Origin of the sequence: Empedobacter tilapiae (genome assembly GCF_004785645.1) — a bacterium.
GTDB classification, from domain to species: Bacteria; Bacteroidota; Bacteroidia; order Flavobacteriales; family Weeksellaceae; genus Empedobacter; species Empedobacter tilapiae.
Map to the genome: position 1 here is coordinate 175,359 of NZ_SRPE01000002.1, position 18,137 is coordinate 193,495.

Annotated in this window: 16 protein-coding genes and 5 tRNA genes; 14 read left to right on the forward strand and 7 right to left on the reverse strand. The window is 28.9% G+C overall.

Annotated features, from left to right (window positions below; genetic code table 11):
• Window positions 1-77: 77 nt before the first annotated feature.
• Window positions 78-836, reverse strand: a complete 759-nt coding sequence (locus E4J94_RS02880) for a hypothetical protein (protein ID WP_135834380.1) — start codon at window positions 834-836, stop codon at window positions 78-80.
• 67 nt (window positions 837-903) lie between these two features.
• Between E4J94_RS02880 and E4J94_RS02885 the strand changes: the two genes are divergently transcribed.
• Window positions 904-1,317: an RNA-binding S4 domain-containing protein gene (locus tag E4J94_RS02885; protein WP_135834381.1), complete on the forward strand. Its 414-nt coding sequence runs from the start codon at window positions 904-906 to the stop codon at window positions 1,315-1,317.
• Here the strand turns inward: E4J94_RS02885 and E4J94_RS02890 are convergent.
• Both E4J94_RS02890 and E4J94_RS02895 read right to left on the reverse strand, forming a co-directional pair.
• Complete coding sequence (locus tag E4J94_RS02890) at window positions 1,314-1,841, reverse strand: shikimate kinase (protein ID WP_135834382.1); 528 nt, start codon at window positions 1,839-1,841, stop codon at window positions 1,314-1,316. The two genes, E4J94_RS02885 and E4J94_RS02890, sit on opposite strands and share 4 nt — an antisense overlap.
• Window positions 1,842-1,843: 2 nt before the next feature.
• Complete coding sequence (locus E4J94_RS02895; RefSeq protein ID WP_135834383.1) at window positions 1,844-2,449, reverse strand: hypothetical protein; 606 nt, start codon at window positions 2,447-2,449, stop codon at window positions 1,844-1,846.
• 298 nt (window positions 2,450-2,747) lie between these two features.
• Between E4J94_RS02895 and E4J94_RS02900 the strand changes: the two genes are divergently transcribed.
• From E4J94_RS02900 to E4J94_RS02925, 6 genes are all read left to right on the forward strand, one after another.
• Window positions 2,748-2,820, forward strand: a tRNA-Lys gene (locus E4J94_RS02900).
• 96 nt (window positions 2,821-2,916) lie between these two features.
• Window positions 2,917-2,989: transfer RNA gene (locus tag E4J94_RS02905), tRNA-Lys, on the forward strand.
• Between the two features lie 52 nt (window positions 2,990-3,041).
• Window positions 3,042-3,114 (forward strand) — tRNA-Lys (locus tag E4J94_RS02910).
• A 51-nt stretch (window positions 3,115-3,165) separates the two neighbouring features.
• A tRNA-Lys gene (locus E4J94_RS02915) sits at window positions 3,166-3,238 on the forward strand.
• A gap of 51 nt (window positions 3,239-3,289) precedes the next feature.
• Window positions 3,290-3,362, forward strand: a tRNA-Lys gene (locus E4J94_RS02920).
• A gap of 142 nt (window positions 3,363-3,504) precedes the next feature.
• A complete protein-coding gene (locus E4J94_RS02925; RefSeq protein ID WP_135834384.1) occupies window positions 3,505-6,627 on the forward strand; it encodes an AsmA-like C-terminal region-containing protein in 3,123 nt (1,040 codons plus the stop codon).
• 27 nt (window positions 6,628-6,654) lie between these two features.
• On the opposite strand, the gene E4J94_RS02930 is transcribed toward E4J94_RS02925, so the two are convergent.
• The gene (locus E4J94_RS02930; protein ID WP_135834385.1) at window positions 6,655-7,806 is read right to left on the reverse strand and encodes a toxin-antitoxin system YwqK family antitoxin; all 1,152 of its coding nucleotides are present in this window, start codon (window positions 7,804-7,806) and stop codon (window positions 6,655-6,657) included.
• Between the two features lie 553 nt (window positions 7,807-8,359).
• On the opposite strand from E4J94_RS02930, the gene E4J94_RS02935 reads away from it, so the two are divergent.
• From E4J94_RS02935 to typA, 3 genes are all read left to right on the forward strand, one after another.
• Window positions 8,360-8,932 carry a DUF2306 domain-containing protein gene (locus E4J94_RS02935; protein ID WP_135834386.1) on the forward strand — a complete coding sequence of 191 codons (573 nt, stop codon included), beginning with the start codon at window positions 8,360-8,362 and terminating at the stop codon, window positions 8,930-8,932.
• A complete protein-coding gene (locus E4J94_RS02940) occupies window positions 8,929-9,855 on the forward strand; it encodes a YARHG domain-containing protein (protein ID WP_135834387.1) in 927 nt (308 codons plus the stop codon). Before E4J94_RS02935 ends, E4J94_RS02940 begins: the two co-directional genes overlap by 4 nt.
• Before the next feature lie 512 nt (window positions 9,856-10,367).
• Window positions 10,368-12,170, forward strand: coding sequence for a translational GTPase TypA (typA, locus tag E4J94_RS02945; RefSeq protein ID WP_135834388.1), 1,803 nt, complete (start codon window positions 10,368-10,370; stop codon window positions 12,168-12,170).
• Between the two features lie 54 nt (window positions 12,171-12,224).
• Here typA and E4J94_RS02950 read toward each other — a convergent pair whose 3' ends face one another.
• The 3 genes from E4J94_RS02950 to E4J94_RS02960 all read right to left on the reverse strand — a co-directional run bounded on the left by E4J94_RS02950 (window position 12,225) and on the right by E4J94_RS02960 (window position 15,346).
• Window positions 12,225-12,545: a hypothetical protein gene (locus tag E4J94_RS02950; protein WP_135834389.1), complete on the reverse strand. Its 321-nt coding sequence runs from the start codon at window positions 12,543-12,545 to the stop codon at window positions 12,225-12,227.
• On the reverse strand, window positions 12,545-14,854 hold the full coding sequence (locus tag E4J94_RS02955; protein WP_135834390.1) for a choice-of-anchor L domain-containing protein: 2,310 nt from the start codon (window positions 14,852-14,854) through the stop codon (window positions 12,545-12,547). Before E4J94_RS02955 ends, E4J94_RS02950 begins: the two co-directional genes overlap by 1 nt.
• Window positions 14,855-14,947: 93 nt before the next feature.
• Window positions 14,948-15,346, reverse strand: a complete 399-nt coding sequence (locus tag E4J94_RS02960; RefSeq protein ID WP_135834391.1) for an SRPBCC family protein — start codon at window positions 15,344-15,346, stop codon at window positions 14,948-14,950.
• Window positions 15,347-15,387: 41 nt separating this feature from the next.
• Here E4J94_RS02960 and E4J94_RS02965 point away from each other — a divergent pair, with 41 nt between their 5' ends.
• From E4J94_RS02965 to E4J94_RS02980, 4 genes are all read left to right on the forward strand, one after another.
• Window positions 15,388-15,984, forward strand: coding sequence for an NUDIX hydrolase (locus tag E4J94_RS02965; protein ID WP_135834392.1), 597 nt, complete (start codon window positions 15,388-15,390; stop codon window positions 15,982-15,984).
• 10 nt (window positions 15,985-15,994) lie between these two features.
• On the forward strand, window positions 15,995-16,561 hold the full coding sequence (locus E4J94_RS17800; protein ID WP_246034243.1) for a DUF4920 domain-containing protein: 567 nt from the start codon (window positions 15,995-15,997) through the stop codon (window positions 16,559-16,561).
• 79 nt (window positions 16,562-16,640) lie between these two features.
• Window positions 16,641-17,066: a hypothetical protein gene (locus E4J94_RS02975; RefSeq protein WP_135834393.1), complete on the forward strand. Its 426-nt coding sequence runs from the start codon at window positions 16,641-16,643 to the stop codon at window positions 17,064-17,066.
• 53 nt (window positions 17,067-17,119) lie between these two features.
• Window positions 17,120-18,067, forward strand: coding sequence for a hypothetical protein (locus E4J94_RS02980; RefSeq protein ID WP_135834394.1), 948 nt, complete (start codon window positions 17,120-17,122; stop codon window positions 18,065-18,067).
• Window positions 18,068-18,137 lie beyond the last annotated feature (70 nt).

Sequence of the window (18,137 nt, forward strand, 5' to 3'; positions counted from 1 at the left end):
TAATTTTTATGAAAATTAAAGATAAAAAAAAACCATCAATACAGATGGTTTTTCTATGAATATCTTAATTTAAAGAATTATTTTTTTGTTCGATTTTCTATCTTAGGTAATTCGAAATTAAAAATGTAGCTCATATCTCTATAAGCTTGCAATCTATCAGAAATACCAATGTTAGAACCTCCATAAACATTGTTTCGTCCATATGCTAATCTAGAAGGTAAAATAATTACACCTTGGAAATTATATAATTCATTTATAGAACGTTCTGTTTCTTTGAAATGTTTTAAGCCTTCAGTAAAGTTTTTCAATTCTACATGTTTTCTTTCTACACCATTTTTAGTCTCTTTTTCTGTAGGAATATAATAATAAAAACTAGGGTCTTGAACTGCAGAACCATCACCTAAATTTATAGAGCCTGCGGTTGATATTGATCCATATTTTCTTTTATAATCTTTATTATCAGTAGCTAGGAATGTTCCCATCTCGTAAGAGATATAAATTGAGGAACTATCATTAGAAACTATAGATTTTCCAGTTCCTTTATGATTAGGATTTTCGGCATACCAAATTCCTAAATCATCTTGTTTCGCGAATGTTTTTAAAGAAGGATATTTATCGTCTTCATTATCTTTTATATCATCAAACTTAGTTAATTTTCCATTTTTAGGATTGAAGTAAAAATCTTCTAAGTACTGTTGGATGGCTTCGTCATCTAAAGCATTACGCTCTTCAATGGGAATTTTAGTTTCTTTATTCACACCGTTATCATCATCATTATTACATCCTACTAAAACAGCGGAACATGCAATTAAAGTAACGAAGAATTTCTTTATCATGTTATTTCGATTTATATTGCGAATTTAGAAAAAATATTAGTTTATCCTAGTAAATATTAAGATTTAAATGAGATTAGATAAATTTCTTTGGAGTGTTAGATATTATAAAACGAGATCTTTAGCGGCTGATGCGGTAAAAAAGAATCGTGTAAAAGTGAATGGAGATGTAGCAAAAGCGTCGCGAGATATAATTCCGGGAGATGCGATTGAGGTGAGAAAAGATCAAATTAATTTATCTTTTAAAGTATTGCAAGTACCAAATAATAGAATTGGGGCTAAATTGTTAACCTTGCATATTGTGGATACAACACCAAAAGAAGAATATGAAGTGTTAGAGCTTCGTAAACTTTCGCAAGATTATTATCGAGAGAGAGGAGAAGGTAGACCTACAAAAAAAGATCGTCGAGATTTGGATGACTATTTAGACGAAGGGGTAGAAGAAACAGGAGATATTATTATAAAAGGAGAAGATTTGGATTAATTCCAAATCTTCTCCTTTTTTAGATGATTCATAATCTCGTCCAAAATTTCTAATGAGCTTTGATTAGAAATGTTAATTGTATACTTTGCTTTATCGTAAAATTGATTCCGTTCAAATAAATGTTTCGCGATAAACTCTGTCATTTCTTCATTAGAAAGATGAGCTATTAAAGGGCGAGTTTCTTTTTTGTTTTCTAATCGCTTTACTAATTGAGGCAATTGTACTCGCATAAATATAGAAACCGAATTTTTGGTAATTTCATCCATATTGTCATAATAAACAGGAGTTCCGCCACCTAAAGAAAGAATAATATTTGTAGAAGTTAACACTTCTTTTAAAGCTTCTCTTTCCTTTTTTCTAAAACCTAATTCACCTTCTTTTTCGAAGATATCACTTATTTTAGTTTGATATTTTTTTTCGATAAAATCATCTAGATCAATAAATTCGAATCCAAGTGCTTTTGCTAAATCTTTTCCAGTAGTCGATTTTCCACTACCCATATAGCCTACTAAAGAAATTATCATAATTAATCTACAGGTAAATCTTCTGAATAAAATATTGTCAATCTAGCAAATCCGTCAAAGGTATCAATTTGATAAGAGTAGGTGTTTTCTAATCGTCTCGCATCATATCGTTCGACATTATAAGTTACTTCATAATCCTCATTCGTAACAATAGAATTTGAATGATGATATTTGGATTTAGGAGCATCTTTTTTAATTTCTGCTCTATACTGATTCAAAAATTTGATAGGAAAAGAATAGGTTAATTTATAAACAATCTCTTGAGAAATTTGAATAGCAGTAATTTTATTCAAGAACATCGTTCCTTGATTATTGTTTTTAATTTTCAAAGAATCTAAACGTTCTGTATTTTGAATATATAAGTTTTTTCCTAGTTTAGAAACCTTAAAACAATGATCATTCAATTTTTGATGAATAATTTGTGGCTGCTCTTTTATTAGACCTTTTAACTCTTTTAATGTAAAGTTAGATAAATGCGCATCTTTAGTCTCTTGATTACAATTGTTTGCATATTCAGAATCGGGTACGTCAGCCTCTGGATTATCAGATTTTTTACACGATACTACCGAAAACAAAGCAATAATAATATATAATATACTCTTCTTCATTCTAAAATTTCAATCTTTAATAGCGTTCCGAAAATAATTTCAGTTCACATAGATTTACATTTGTTGGTTGACAAATATAATATATAAATCATTTATCAAAAGAATAAATATAATGTTTATAGTGCTTATTTTTTCACTTTTCTCAGTTTGAAAACTGGCTTTTAAGAAAAAACTAAAATAAACTAAAAATTTAAGTTCTTAAAACCGAAATGTTTAATTAATAAATTATAAAAAACTTTATAAAACGTTTGTTAAATTAGTATTAAACATCCTATATTTGCACTCGATTTAAGAAACCGACCTGGTAGCTCAGTTGGTAGAGCACAACACTTTTAATGTTGGGGTCCTGGGTTCGAGCCCCAGCCAGGTCACTTAGTCAAAACGTTCTTTTATTAAGAGAAAAATAAAAACACATTTCGTTTTGTAAACTCAGATATAATCGTATATTTGCAGTCCGAAAAAACGGAGACCTGGTAGCTCAGTTGGTAGAGCACAACACTTTTAATGTTGGGGTCCTGGGTTCGAGCCCCAGCCAGGTCACAAACTTCTAGTTATTGAGAAGTTTAAAAAACAATAACAACTCCAAAATGGAGACCTGGTAGCTCAGTTGGTAGAGCACAACACTTTTAATGTTGGGGTCCTGGGTTCGAGCCCCAGCCAGGTCACAAACTTCTAGTTATTGAGAAGTCTAAAAACAATAACAACTCCAAAATGGAGACCTGGTAGCTCAGTTGGTAGAGCACAACACTTTTAATGTTGGGGTCCTGGGTTCGAGCCCCAGCCAGGTCACAAACTTCTAGTTATTGAGAAGTCTAAAAACAATAACAACTCCAAAATGGAGACCTGGTAGCTCAGTTGGTAGAGCACAACACTTTTAATGTTGGGGTCCTGGGTTCGAGCCCCAGCCAGGTCACAAGAAGCCAAACAGAAATGTTTGGCTTTTTTTATGCAAATGATTGAGATAAATATGACAAATGTTTGTAGTAAATAGATACTATATTATTTTCGATTAATTTCTATTCTCAGTTACTTTGTTCAACCGATTTTAATTGATTATGAAAAAGAAGAAAACTATTCTTTCTAAAGTAATGAAAGTGATAAAGATTACTGGAATTTCTTTAGGTGGGATTGCATTGGTTTTGTATGTGTCACCTTACTTTTTTAAGGAGCAAATTAATGATGGAATAAAAGAAGTCGCTAAGAATTATATTAAAACAGAAGTTGATTTTAAAGACTTAGATATTTCTTTTTTTAATCACTTTCCTAAACTTACTGTAACTCTTACTGATTCGTCAGTTAAAGGATCAACGCCATATCAAATTGAAAATTTAATTTCCGCAAAAAAAATTGCACTAGGGGTAGATGTTAAAACATTATTTGAAGATAAAATAATCTTTAATGAATTGTTTATTACAGATGCAACGATTAATTTAAAAATAGATAGTTTAGGACATAATAATTTTGATATTATAGTTCCTTCTGAAGAAGTTGAAAAAGAAGAAGAATCAAGCGTAGGATTAGCTTTGAATAATTTCAAAATTACTTATTCTAATTTTTTATACGATGATCAATCTTCTAAAACATACTTGAAATTAGATAAATTTGATTATGATGGATTGATAGATCTTACAGATAATCAATTAGTATTAAATGCAAAAACGGATATCAAAAATGTCAACTTTAGTTTTGATAAGCAGAATTATGTTAAAAATCTACCTCTAAAAGGAAAGATTAATTCTAAAATCGATTTAAATAATTTATCATTTTATTTTACAGAAAATAATCTTGAATTAGGTCAATTTCCTTTTTCGTTGAAAGGTTCTTTGTTAATGCCAAATGAAAACAAAGTTTTTGATTTAACGATTTCATCAGAGAAAAATGATTTGAAATACATTCCTGCAATCATTCCAGAAGCTTATCAAGAATGGGCAAAAGATATAGAACTGAAAGGTTCATCAACGATTCTTTTCTCGATGAAAGGAATAATGAATTCGATGACGAATCAGAATCCAGATATTCATATTGATGCAAAAATTGATGATGGATGGATGAATTACAAGAAATCACCTTCGCCAATTAAAAATATAAATCTCGTTTCCACTATTGATTTGCAAGCGTTAGATCCTGATAAAATGCGTGTAAAAGTAGAAAATCTTGATTTCAAGTTGTTGGATGGAGCAACTAAAACAAATTTCACATATTGGACAGGAAAAACCATGTTTTCAGAAGGGATTATCGAGTCAAGTATTGATCTGGAAGCATTGAAAAACGCAACAGGATTCAACCAATTCGATGCAAAAGGAATTCTAGATTTAGAAGGAAGTTGGAAAGGTTCAATTGTTCAAAATGTTAAGAGTTCAAAGCAAAAAATTCCAACGTTTTATTTAAAAGCTAATCTTGAAAACGGTTATTTCAAAATGAATGAAATGCCTGCTGCTTTGGAGCATATAAATTTGAATATGACAATGCAGAATAAAGATGGTAATTATAAAAACACCTCTGTTTTGGTTCACCAAATTGATGCAAAAGCAATGGATAATTTTATGATTGGGCGATTGGAGTTGAAGAATCTGAATAACTTCCCAATTAATGCTGATTTTGCTGCTAAAATTCGTTTAGAAGATATTTACAAAATTTATCCTATACAAAATATTGACATGCGTGGAGATTTGTATGTAAAAATGAAAGCAAATGGAACATATGAACCGAAGCGTAAAAAAGTTCCAATTTCGAATACTATTCTAAAGTTGAGAAATGGTTACATAAAATTACATGAATATCCGAATTTACCTTTAGAAAATATTACAGTTGAAACACACATAAAATCGGGTAGAGGCTCTTTTAATGATTTATCAATAGATATTTTACCTATAAAATTTACGTTAGCAGGAAAGCCCTTTATGGTAAATGCAAATCTTAAAAATTTAAACAATTTAGATTATAGAGTTCATTCAAAAGGCGAATTGAATTTAGCAAATATTTATAAACTATTTCCAATTGAAGGTTTGGATATTGATGGATTAATTGAAACTAATTTTGGTGTTCAAGGTAATAACGGAGCGCCTTTGGAAAGTTTTCAGAATAAAGGGTTTGTGAAAATTCAGAATATTAAGATTAATACAAAATTCTTTCCAAGTAAGTTTGTGGTGAAAGAAGGTGATTTTAGGTTTGAAGGAAATTTTTTGACATTTAAAGATGTTAAGGCTCGTTATAAAAAGAATGTTTTTGTGTTTGATGGAAATGTTTCTAATTATATTAATTATGCTTTAAAAGAGAATGAAACTTTACAAGGAACGATTAATTTCAAAACAAATCGTGTTAATATTGATGATTTCATGGCGTTTAATACAGAGTCAACCGCTTCTAATTCTATCGCTGCAGAAGAAGGTGTAGTTTTATTGCCAAAAAATGTTGAATTGTCGATAAAAGGTCAGGCAAAAGAAGTATTATTTAAAGATATTATACTACAAAACTTTGAAGGAGATTTAAGTTTGATACAAGGAAATCTTGAGCTTCAAAATACTAAATTTAATTTAATTGGTTCTGAATTTACTATGAATGGAAATTATGTGCCAACAAATGCAAAAAAAGCAAAATTTAATTTCACTATAAAAGCCAATAATTTTGATATTCAACGAGCTTATCACGAAATAACATTATTTAGAGAATTGGCTAGTGCTGCAGAAAAAGCCCATGGTAAAGTTTCGATGGATTATCAACTTGAAGGAGATTTGGGGGCAGATATGTTTCCGAAGATGAAAACAATAAAAGGTGAAGGAAATTTTACATTAGAAGATATTAAGTTTTTAGGTTTTAAAGTCTTTAATTCTGTAGCAGAAAAAACTTCGACAGATGCCTTACATGACGCAAACTTAAAAAAAGTAACTTTTAAAACGAAGATAGAAAATAATGTAATTACGATCAATCGTACTAAGTTTAAAATTGCTGGTTTCCGTCCGCGAATAGAAGGTCAAGTGACATTAGATGGTTATATGAATCTTGGAATGAGACTTGGATTACCTCCATTTGGAATTATTGGAATACCAATCAAAATTACTGGTCCAGCTGATACTTTTGAGGTTGAAGTAGGAAAATACCACAAAGAAGATTTAAACGAATCAGATGATGAATTTAGTGAATATCAAAAGTCGTTAGAAGAAGAAAAAGCCAAACAGTAATGTTTGGCTTTTTTATGATAGAATAAATTAATTATTTCTTATTTCCTTTTCGAGTTGGTCTAAAACGTTCTTAAAATCTAAATTTTTGATGCTATAATAGTTAATGTAATTAGAGATTATAGAGTTAACAATAAATTCCTTATTTATTGTTCCATATTTTAATCCTTCTTTTGTAGACTTAGATAATTTGAACTTTCCTTCATTTGATTTGAAATCATATAAATAGTAAATTTCCATATCGTTTGGTTTTTCATTATAATAACCAGAATTTGAAGTTTCATCCTTGAAGTAAATGTAAAATTTGAATGGATTAATATTTTTATTACAAACCATAGTGGATTTATCTTCTGCCGAGTGATTACAGTTATTGTCTTTTATAAATTTATCATTATTTATCCTAGAATATTCAGATATAGGGACGTATCTTGCAGTTGCAAATCGAGCAGGATATAAGTAATCATATTGGATTAATTTTTCGATAATAGTTTGCGTATTCTTAGTAGGATTATTTATATCATATCTTTCTCTAAGATTAGATTCTTTATAAAATGGTATAACTTCTCTGATATGGATCATTGTGTCAGTTATTAAATCACTATTTTTTATTGTTTCAATTATTTTTTTACCATCATTATCATATATAATCCAATCGCCATATGGCTGATCATTTTTATAAAATGCTTTAGCAAGTGTTTTATTATTTATTATAAAATTCCAGTTTTCAATATCATTAACTAATTGAATATTTATTTTAAAATCAAGATATACCTCTGAAATAATTCCACTTTTTAGGATATCATTATCAAAATTGAAGTCAATTATTAAATCGTCATTGTTGTTATATTGCTTATACTTACCATGATAAACACCATCAATTTTATTATAATCTTTTTTTAGATTATCAGTTTTATTTAATAATTTATTACTTTCATTAAAATATTCAAAGCAATTTCCGTTTTGGAAACCATTTCTTGCAACACCTTTGTATATTGGATTTCCATAATAATTGTTAAAAAGATAATTACCATTGATAATTCCATTAGAATATTGGTTTTGTAACTCAATCAAATTTTTTGCATAGAACGAAACAGCATCTCCTTCGAATTTACCGTTTAAAAATGTAGCAAATTGAGAAATTTCATTATTAGGAAAATAAGCTCTATAATCTCCGTTTTTCAAATTATTTTTATAATTAGCTTTATATTTAATATTTCCATTAGAATAATATTCAATATAATTACCTTCTATTAAATTGTTTTTGAAATTAATCTCTTGTATTAATCTACCATTTGAGCTGTACCAAATAGATTTCCCTTCATATTCAAAGGGTTCTATATTTGTTTTTGAATATCCTATAAATTGTAATTGGTCGTTTTCTATATAAAAATCTTTTATTTCATAAAGATTATTTTTTGTTTCTGTTATTGTTCGATAATAACGTGCATGTTTTTTTTGAGTTTTATTCCATTCAAAATCAAAGTATTGTTTTTTTTTGAGAAAATGAAAATGATGAAAAAATAAGAAAAAGTAAAAAAGGTAAAGAATGTTTCATTTTTTATAAATTTGAACCGAAAATACAATTTTTTTATCAAAAATAGTGATTGCAAATCATCGATAAAAAGTGTATTTTTAGATTCAAAATCAACCAAATCTGAAACTTACAACTGCAATAAAAAATACCTCGTGGTGGAAAATACTACTTTTCCTTGTTTGGCTTTATTTTTTCGGATTAATGCTTCAAATTACGTTGCGTTATATTCCGATTTCGTCTGATGTCTCATTTTTAGCGATTAAACAAGATGAGGTGACAACAATTCCGAGCTATTTAACAATTTTTTATATTCACGTTTATTCAGCAATATTTACATTGTTTTTTGGAATTGTACAATTCATTAGAATAACCAATCGACATATAAAGAAATTACATCAACTCTTTGGGAAATTCTATTTTTATATTACTGTTTTACTGGCTGCGCCAAGTGGAATTTACATTGGTTTTTATGCAAATGGAGAATTAACAGCTAAAACAGCATTTGTCATTTTGGGAATTCTTTGGTGGATTTTTACTGTGATTGCAGTTGTTAAAATTAAGCAGAAAGATATTCAATCGCACCGAAATTTTATGCTCCGCAGTTATGCTTTGGCTATTTCTGCGCTTACATTACGTGCTTGGAAAGTAGTTTTGGTTTACTTGTTTCAACCAGCACCAATGGATGTTTATCAAATTATTGCATGGTTGGGATTTATTCCCAATTTACTGCTTGTAGAATATTATATTTATAAAACTAAACAATCTAAAATATGAAAAAATTAGCATTACTTATTTGTACAACATTTGTTGTTTTTAGCTGTAAAGATGGCAAGAAAGAAGCTATAGAAAATAATGATTCTAACGACACAATTTCATCTATTCATATAGAGCCAACACAAGAAGATGTAGGTCTTTGGTCTGGGGTTTTTGTGGCTGATTCTGTTGATTATGAAAAAGGTGATAATTGGTCTATTCGAAATAGAATTAGTATCATAATTCAGAAAATTAATAATGATAATACTGTTGAAGGTTACAGTGTCTCAGCTGGAAATATCAGACCATTTAAAGGAGATTTAGTGAAAGAAGGAAACTCACGTTATGTGATGGCGAATGAACCTGGAGATCATAAATATGATGGGACATTCAAGTTTAATATTTCTGAAAATGATGATTCAATTTATGGAACTTGGATTTCTAAGCGCAAAGATTTACCTGTGCTTTCTCGAAAGTTTAGTTTGAAGAAAACAGAGTTTATTTATAATCCGAAGAACATTTTAGTTCAACCAAAATATGGTGCAGATGAAGAATATGCGGATGAATACGATAATATAGATTGGGTAAATTCAAAAAAAGAAAAGTATGACGAAATGGATGGTGAAGAATATTTTATTTATGTTAATCGTGCAGCTTCGGATGAAATTTATAAGATAAATGGTTCGACACAAAAGCTGACAGAAAAACAACTAAAAAATTTACATAAGTTAGATTTAGAAATTATTCGAAATACAATTTATGCGCGTCATGGTTATACTTTTGCGAATCGTGGCGCACGACAATTTTTTGATAATGTAAATTGGTATGTGCCTTTATATGCAAATGTTGAAGATAAATTGTCGCCAACCGAGAAAAAGAATATTGCGTTGTTGAAGCGTTTTGAAAAATATGCAACGGATAATTACCAACAATACGGACGATAAAAATTAAAATTTCTGTCAAGATAAAATGAGTTAAAACTTAATCTGAAAATAAGATAGAAGGATTATCATTTTGTTTTATAGGTTTAATTGAAGAATACAATTTTTTTAGTTCGCTAAAGCCTTTGTCCTGAATGAAATTTGCTATTCAAATCAAGATATTTTGTTTGTTATGTTTATTAATTTTGGCTCGTTAGCTTAGTTGTTAGAGTACGAAACTCTTAATTTCGAGCTTCAGACGAGTCACAAAAAAGTTAAATCTATTCTCTAAATTAGATTTAACTTTTTTTGTTTCTATAGCATATAAATTACTAGAAAAAATATTAAAATAGCTCAATTTAATCAATAGGGAACTATTTTTTCATTAATCAATCAGCAAATAAATCAATGTTTTACTAAAAAGTATTCAGTAATATTAAATTTTTCTAAATTAATTATTGCTAAATTTAAATAAAATAAAAAGTATAGTAATAAAAAATAAATTTGTCGTAAATTTGCACCCATAATTTTCAAGGATGCAAAACATTAGAAATATTGCGATTATCGCACACGTTGACCACGGTAAAACTACATTGGTTGACAAAATTCTTCACAGCGGAAACGTTTTTAGAGAAAACCAAGAGTCTGGTGAATTAATCATGGATAACAATGATATCGAGCGTGAGAGAGGGATTACGATCTTTTCTAAAAATGCTTCGGTAGATTACAAAGGTGTAAAAATCAATGTGATTGACACTCCTGGCCACGCGGATTTCGGTGGAGAAGTTGAGCGTGTATTGAAAATGGCTGATGGGGTTATCTTATTAGTTGATGCTTTCGAAGGACCAATGCCTCAAACGCGTTTCGTTTTAAGTAAAGCATTAGAATTAGGATTAAAACCATTAGTTGTAATTAATAAAGTTGATAAAGAAAACTGTCGACCTGATGAGGTATACGACAAAGTTTTCGAATTATTCTTTAATTTAGATGCAACAGAAGAACAATTGGAATTCCCTGCATTCTACGGTTCATCTAAACAAGGATGGTTCAACACAGAAAATGTACGTGTAGACGATATTTCTCCATTAATGGATGGTATTCTTGAACATGTTCCTGCTCCAGAAGCTTACGAAGGTTCTTTACAAATGCAAATTACATCTTTAGATTATTCTAAATTCTTAGGACGTATAGCAGTTGGTAAAGTAACTCGTGGTGTTATTAAAGAAGGGGATTGGGTTGCTTTAACAAAACCTGATGGAACGTTCAAAAAACATAAAATCAAAGAATTATATACATTTGCTGGTTTAGGTAAAGTAAAAGCTACTGAAGTAAAAGCTGGTGATATTTGTGCTGTTGTTGGTATCGATGGTTTCCAAATTGGAGATACAATTGCAGACCCAGAAAATCCAGAAGCATTACCAGTTATGCACATCGATGAGCCTACAATGAATATGTCTTTCGGAATTAACAATTCTCCATTCTTTGGTAAAGATGGTAAATTTGTTACTTCTCGTCACTTAGTAGAGCGTTTAGAAGATGAGTTAGAGCGTAACTTAGCTTTACGTGTAGAGCCAACAGAAGATTCTAATACACAATTAGTTTACGGACGTGGTATTATGCACTTATCTGTATTAATAGAAACGATGCGTCGCGAAGGTTATGAGTTAACAGTTGGACAGCCGCAAGTAATCTTAAAAGATATTGATGGTGTAAAATGTGAACCATATGAAACATTAGTTATTGATGTTCCAGATGATTATTCTTCTAAAGCAATCGACTTAGTAACTCAACGTAAAGGTGATTTATTAGTAATGGAAGCGAAAGAAGGAATGCAACACTTAGAATTCGAAATCCCATCTCGTGGATTAATCGGATTACGTTCTCAAATGTTAACTTCTACTGCTGGTGAAGCTGTAATGGCACACACTTTCTTAGAATATAAACCATTCAAAGGAGCAATCGCTGGTCGTTCTGCAGGTGTAATTATTTCGAAAGATCAAGGTACATCAACTCCTTACTCTATTGATAAATTACAAGATCGTGGTAAATTCTTTATCGAACCAGGTGAAGAAGTTTATGAAGGAATGATTATCGGAGAGCATTCTCGTAACAATGACTTAGTAGTAAATGTTGTTGAAGCTAAAAAACTAAATAATATTCGTGCAGCTGGTAAAGATGATTCATCTTCTATCGCTCCAAAAACAGAAATGACTTTGGAAGAATGTATGGAATATATCCAAGCTGATGAATGTATCGAGGTAACTCCAAATTTCATCCGTTTACGTAAAATTCACTTAAAAGAAGTAGATCGTAAACGTTTCGAAAAATCAATGAGCTAATCATTTGAAATTATATAAACAAAAAACCAGAAGTTAATCTTCTGGTTTTTTGTTTTAAATCGATTCGATTTTATTTTTAAGTGCTTCAATTGCGAAATTTAATTCATTTTTAGAAGCTTTATACTCTACTATTTCACCTTTAATTTTGAATCTTGAAATATTAAAACCTTCTTCAATATCATTGTACCAAATCAAATAATTTTTACATAAAGCAACTACCCAAAAATTATCCTTAATAACATCATCACATTTCCATATTTCAGGAGAAATTTTAATTTGATTCCAAAATATTAAGGTTTCGTTTTCCATATTTTGTTCCGAAAAATAAATTTCGAGCATCAAATCCTTTTTAGGAAAATTTATCCAATTATCCATTAATAAGTGCTTTTTAATAGAATCCAATCTTCAAATTTTTGAGTTTGAGTTGAATTTGGTTCTGTCCATTCGATAATATACCAATAACTATCAGAAGGAAGTGTTTTTCCATTCAGTTTACCATCCCACGTATAATTATTTGCATTAGAACCCGTAAATAATAATTTTCCTTTTCGATTATAAATGATAAATTTCGGATTGATTTTACTTTTTAGTTGCGAATAATCCAATACATCATTTTTACCATCACCATTTGGAGAAATAAAATTGATTAGTTTAATCAGCGAAAACTCTTTCGAAATAGGCGTACAATTATCTGCCGATTTCACATAAATTGTATGAGTTCCTAAAGTTACATTTGTAAAAATATTCGAAGATTGAAAAGCGCCATTATCCAACGAATATAAATATGGAGGTGTAGACCCAGTGACTTTTATGGTCACTGTAGAACCTTGAATTTCGATGGATTGAATAATTGGATCTTCGGCTTCAATAACTTTCACTTCTTGTATATAAAAACAACCATTCAATTCTAATTTTACATAATAAGTTCCAACAGGAATATTTGTAATTGAAGGAGTTTTAGCCCCATTATGCAACCATTCGTAAGTATCAAATCCAGAACCTGCGTCTAAAGTAGTCGTTGTTCCTTTGCAAATTGTAATATCTTTTAGAGTTGATGATTTTCCAGATTGTTTGAAAATAAAATGCAATGGAGCAACGTTTTCGCATAATCCATTTTGTTTAAATCTTACCCAAAATGTTTGATCTGAATTTATAATTTGTGTTGTACTGATATTATTTTTTTTATTTTTAGCATCAATTTCATTTAAGTAATATGTCGGAGAGCCTTCAAGATTTATAACCAAGTCATCAACATAATCTGATAAAACAATTTCTTCATCATTGCTTAAATCCTCATCACAAATTTCTATTGGAGGAATTACGTTTGCAATACTCAGATTATTTAATGTAAAAGTAATTTTTTCTATAACTGGCTCACAAGTTCCAATTTGTACACGAATCCAAACATTTTTAGATGACTGAATTTCATTTAATTCAAAATTTATTATCCCAGCAGAAATATTATTTTTAGCGTCTTGTTCAGTTTCAAAATATTTCACTTGATGTGCCGAATAATAATCTTCTACAATTCTATCTGTATAGTCATTTAAATTTATTTGGGATTTTCCATCTAAATCATCATCACAAATAGAAAAACTATCTTGATATATTTGCGGTTCTTCTTGTACAGAAACATTAATATGACCTTTCAGAGAACAACCTGTATTTTGTGTAATTTCTACTTCGTAATATCCTGCTTCAGTTACGGTTATTTTTTCATTCGTTTCACCAATAATTTCTTTACCATCTTTGTACCATTTATAAGTAGAATCTGGAGTTGAAGCATCTATTATAGCTGATGATCCAGGATCAGGACAAAGTATAATATTATCTCCTAAGTTCTTAGTCCCTAAAAAGCTTCCTGCTTTTAAGAAAACTGCAGAATCATAACGACCTCTATAATCACCGTGATCGGCAATTACCAATTTGATGTGGTATTTTACACCTGCTACAATTTGTGCATTTGCTTTCAAAACTTTTGTTTGTCCATTGAAATTTGTAGGACTATTTGTTGAATAACTTTCAGGGTTGAATCTTCCAAAATATTGTTCATAACTTTTACATCTATCAGCTCCATTTATAGTTAATGAAGTAACAGGAATAGTTGTATTTGGAACTAATGCAATGTTTTGATAAGGTTCAGAATTATCTACTTTTTTGATTAAGAACGCAAAAGCATCAGAGTATTGGCAATTACTTGATTGATATTCTTCTGAAAGAAACATATACTCGAAACTAATTTGATCTGTTGTTAGGTTTGATACAAAATCAAATTCAAGAGATGTAGCATTTAAAATATCATTATAAGGTAGATGAGATGCTCTCAAAATATCGATCAAATCTTGATCTCCTCCCCAAGAACTAACTCCGTAATCTTGTAAAAATGAGTTTGGTCCTTTAGCATCTTTTGCTTTACCTGTAGATAAAATAATTCCTTCGGAAAGATCAAAATTACTAGTTCCTTTTGTAAAATATCCGTAGCTAATATCATCATTGCCTATATTGTATCCAGAAAAATTAATATTAGAAATAGTAATACAACCAGTGTTTGTTCCAATAAATTTATCAATTAATTCTTCTTTCGATAAAGATGTGTCCACCTGAATAAATTGACCAAATAGGCTGCCATTCAGGATTAAAAAGAAGCTGAATAAGAGTATTATTTTAGCGTAAAAATGCGTCATTTTTTTAATAATTGAGGATAAAAAAACTGTTAAATTACTTTAAAAAATAAAGTGTCTTTAACAGTTTAGAACTTGTATTTTTTTTAAATAGAATTATCCTATTCTTCCTAAATTTTCGGCAATAGTTTCGATAAAAGAAGTTAATGGTTTTTTCGCCATCATTTCGATCATCATATTGAAATTTCCATCAAAATCTAATGTTACATCAGATGAATTACCATCAACTGCATCAATAGAAATTGTCAATGTATATTCAAAAGCAGGTGCAGGAGATTCGAAAACAATTTTCGATGGTTCAACTGTTTCTTTTAAACGCATACCAACTTTTGGTAAAGCACCAACTCCAACTGTAAATCCTTTTCCTGATTCATGAATTTCGAAAGATTTTGTATCTTCAGGCATCAATTGCTCATAATTTTTCATATCTAATAGAAAATTATAAGCTTCTTGTTGATTTTTTGCAAAACGGACTTTATTTGTATTTACCTTCATATCCTTGTGAGTTTTTTATAAATTTGTAACAAACCCTTCAAATGTACAAAGTTTTTTTTAATGAAAGTTTGTTAACTTTCAGCAATCAATCGAATCCAGAAGCAAAAAATATATTGTTTCAAAATGAGGCTCAATTTGATGAATCATTTCATTTGCTATCAACAAAAACGGTAACTTTAGTCAATATATTTAGCGAAGATATTGATGGTGTTTGGACAAAATTTTTAAAATATTATAAACATATACAAGCAGCAGGAGGAATTGTTCGTAATCCTCAAAACGATTATTTATTTATTTTTAGACTTGGGAAATGGGATTTACCAAAAGGTAAAATGGAGAAAGGAGAATCACGAGAAGAGTCTGCGATTCGTGAAATTGAAGAAGAATGTAGTTTAACCAATTTAGAATTAAAACGATTCTTAATGCCAACTTTTCATATCTATTTTATGAGAGAATATATTATAAAAGAAACTTTTTGGTTCGAGGTTTTTTATAATGGAGTAGAATTGCCTTTGCCACAAACAGAAGAAGGAATAGAATCTGTTGAATGGAAAAAAGAAAGTGAAATACCTCAGTTATTAGAAAATTCTTATCCAAATATTAAATTGTTAATGGATAATTATTTAAATTTGGAATAAATAAAATTTAATGAGAAAATATATATTAACTTTTTGTGCTTTAACATGTTTCGTGTTAACTACAAATGCACAAACAAAAAAAGATAATAAAACTAAAACAGAAAAGGCTTCTAGTTTACAAGTGAAAACCTTGAATAAAGGAACAGCTAAGGTAGAAAATATACAAGCTTATCAGGTTTATGGAGAATCGTTTGATATCAAAAATACATTGACGAAAAACGAACTTGGAAAGTTATATGATAACATGAAAAATGGCGATTCACTAGAAAATATACAATTTACTTCGACAATAGAATCTGTTTGTAAAAAGAAAGGTTGTTGGATGAAAGTTGATTTAGGTAAAGGAGAAGAACAATCATTTGTACGTTTTAAAGATTATGGTTTTTTCATGCCTTTAGATGGTGAAAAAGCAAATGTTATAGTTCATGGAAAAGCATTTGTAAGTGAAATTTCTGTTGAGAAATTGCGTCATTATGCAGAAGATGCAGGACAATCGAAAGAAGAAATAGCTAAAATAACAAAACCTCAGTTACAATATAATTTTGAAGCTGATGGAGTTTATCTGAAAGAAAATTAAGATTTACATTCAATATAAAATTAAAAACCTTTCAAGAATAGAAAGGTTTTTTTATAAACTAATATTTCAAAAATAAACTATGGAATCATTTCAAACAAACCCAGATCAATTTTTTTTATTGATAGGAAAGAAAAAGGAAGACGAAATTTTTAAATTATTTCAAAAGGAATTTCACTCAGAAACATCTGAACAAAATATACCTCAAGGAAAAATTGTTTTATATAAAGAGGATGGAATTTCTGTGAAAATTGTTTATGAAATGATTACTTCGATTAAGTTTTATCTTTCACCAAATCCAATTTGTATGGTTTACGAAGGACAAAATATATTTAATTTGAATCGAAATGTTGATGAAACTCAAGTTCGTAAAAACGATGATTATCAAAGAGTTATTAATAATGACCCCAATCGCTTAGCAAATGATTATAGTCGACTAAATTGTTTGTTTTCTTTTGATTCAATGACGGGAGAATTTTTAACTATTGAAATATTAAATGAAGCATAAGCTGTTTTTTTGATGAAAATTTCAGATATTTATCGTTTAATAATAAACCTTAAATGAAAAAATATTTACTTTTAATTTCTCTATCAATCTCTCTTTACTCAATAGCTCAAAAAAATATCAATAAACAGTTCACTGTAAATGATTCTCCTGTTTCTTATACATATAAAGCTGTTTTTGATTCTAGTAAAAAAGAAGAAATTATTCAAAGAATATCATCCCGATTTGATGACCCAAAGATAAATAGAGGAGATTTAGTTTGGAATAATAACGGTGAATATGAAATAGTTGTTTATGAAAATACGGTTACAATTAATTTTGGAAAAAGTAATGACAATGAAATATCTTATGAAAAAATAAAATTATTAGGACAAGATTTATCAACGATTGCTAATAAACCAGTATTTAAACATAGATTAATTACAAAAAAGTTTTATGTAATTAATGATAAAGCAAATACTTATTCATATCGAGGTGTTTTTACATCGAATAAACGGGAAAATATTAAGAAAAGTGTTGATAAATATTTTGGAAAACCTACATTATTAGAAAATAATTATGTTTGGAAATCTGCAGATTATGATATTACATTGAAGGAGGATCAAATTGAATTCTTTTTGATGAAAAATAAACTTGATGATTCGTATTATAATCAATTTTTAGCTTTGGAAAAAGATGTAACTGAAATTATTCTTACTCTTGGTCCAAAAAATACTTTGATTACAACTAAAAATTACGTTCTAAATGATAATCCATCATCGTATACTTACAAGGCAGTATTTAGTCCACAACAAAATGATATTCTTAAAAAAATAATTGAAACACAATTTGGAAATCCAAAGGTAAATAGAGGAGATTTGGTTTGGAATGATAATGGAAGTTATGAAATCGTTTTATCTGATTATCAATTGAAAATTAATTTTGGAAAAAGTAATGATACAGAAAATATTTATCAAAAAATAAAAGAATTAGGATCAACAGTTACAAAAGCATTAAAATATTAACTAATTATTTAATAGACGATTATAAAGAAATATTTATGTTTATTTGTAATTGCAATTTCATTTTTTTGTT

Bases quoted from the DNA above. Each gene is read 5' to 3' on its own strand.
- E4J94_RS02880 (WP_135834380.1), bottom strand. From the start codon at position 836: ATGATAAAGAAATTCTTCGTTACTTTAATTGCATGTTCCGCTGTTTTA.
- E4J94_RS02885 (WP_135834381.1), top strand. From the start codon at position 904: ATGAGATTAGATAAATTTCTTTGGAGTGTTAGATATTATAAAACGAGA.
- E4J94_RS02890 (WP_135834382.1), bottom strand. From the start codon at position 1,841: ATGATAATTTCTTTAGTAGGCTATATGGGTAGTGGAAAATCGACTACT.
- E4J94_RS02895 (WP_135834383.1), bottom strand. From the start codon at position 2,449: ATGAAGAAGAGTATATTATATATTATTATTGCTTTGTTTTCGGTAGTA.
- E4J94_RS02925 (WP_135834384.1), top strand. From the start codon at position 3,505: ATGAAAAAGAAGAAAACTATTCTTTCTAAAGTAATGAAAGTGATAAAG.
- E4J94_RS02935 (WP_135834386.1), top strand. From the start codon at position 8,360: ATGCTTCAAATTACGTTGCGTTATATTCCGATTTCGTCTGATGTCTCA.
- E4J94_RS02940 (WP_135834387.1), top strand. From the start codon at position 8,929: ATGAAAAAATTAGCATTACTTATTTGTACAACATTTGTTGTTTTTAGC.
- typA (WP_135834388.1), top strand. From the start codon at position 10,368: ATGCAAAACATTAGAAATATTGCGATTATCGCACACGTTGACCACGGT.
- E4J94_RS02950 (WP_135834389.1), bottom strand. From the start codon at position 12,545: ATGGATAATTGGATAAATTTTCCTAAAAAGGATTTGATGCTCGAAATT.
- E4J94_RS02955 (WP_135834390.1), bottom strand. From the start codon at position 14,854: ATGACGCATTTTTACGCTAAAATAATACTCTTATTCAGCTTCTTTTTA.
- E4J94_RS02960 (WP_135834391.1), bottom strand. From the start codon at position 15,346: ATGAAGGTAAATACAAATAAAGTCCGTTTTGCAAAAAATCAACAAGAA.
- E4J94_RS02965 (WP_135834392.1), top strand. From the start codon at position 15,388: ATGTACAAAGTTTTTTTTAATGAAAGTTTGTTAACTTTCAGCAATCAA.
- E4J94_RS17800 (WP_246034243.1), top strand. From the start codon at position 15,995: ATGAGAAAATATATATTAACTTTTTGTGCTTTAACATGTTTCGTGTTA.
- E4J94_RS02975 (WP_135834393.1), top strand. From the start codon at position 16,641: ATGGAATCATTTCAAACAAACCCAGATCAATTTTTTTTATTGATAGGA.
- E4J94_RS02980 (WP_135834394.1), top strand. From the start codon at position 17,120: ATGAAAAAATATTTACTTTTAATTTCTCTATCAATCTCTCTTTACTCA.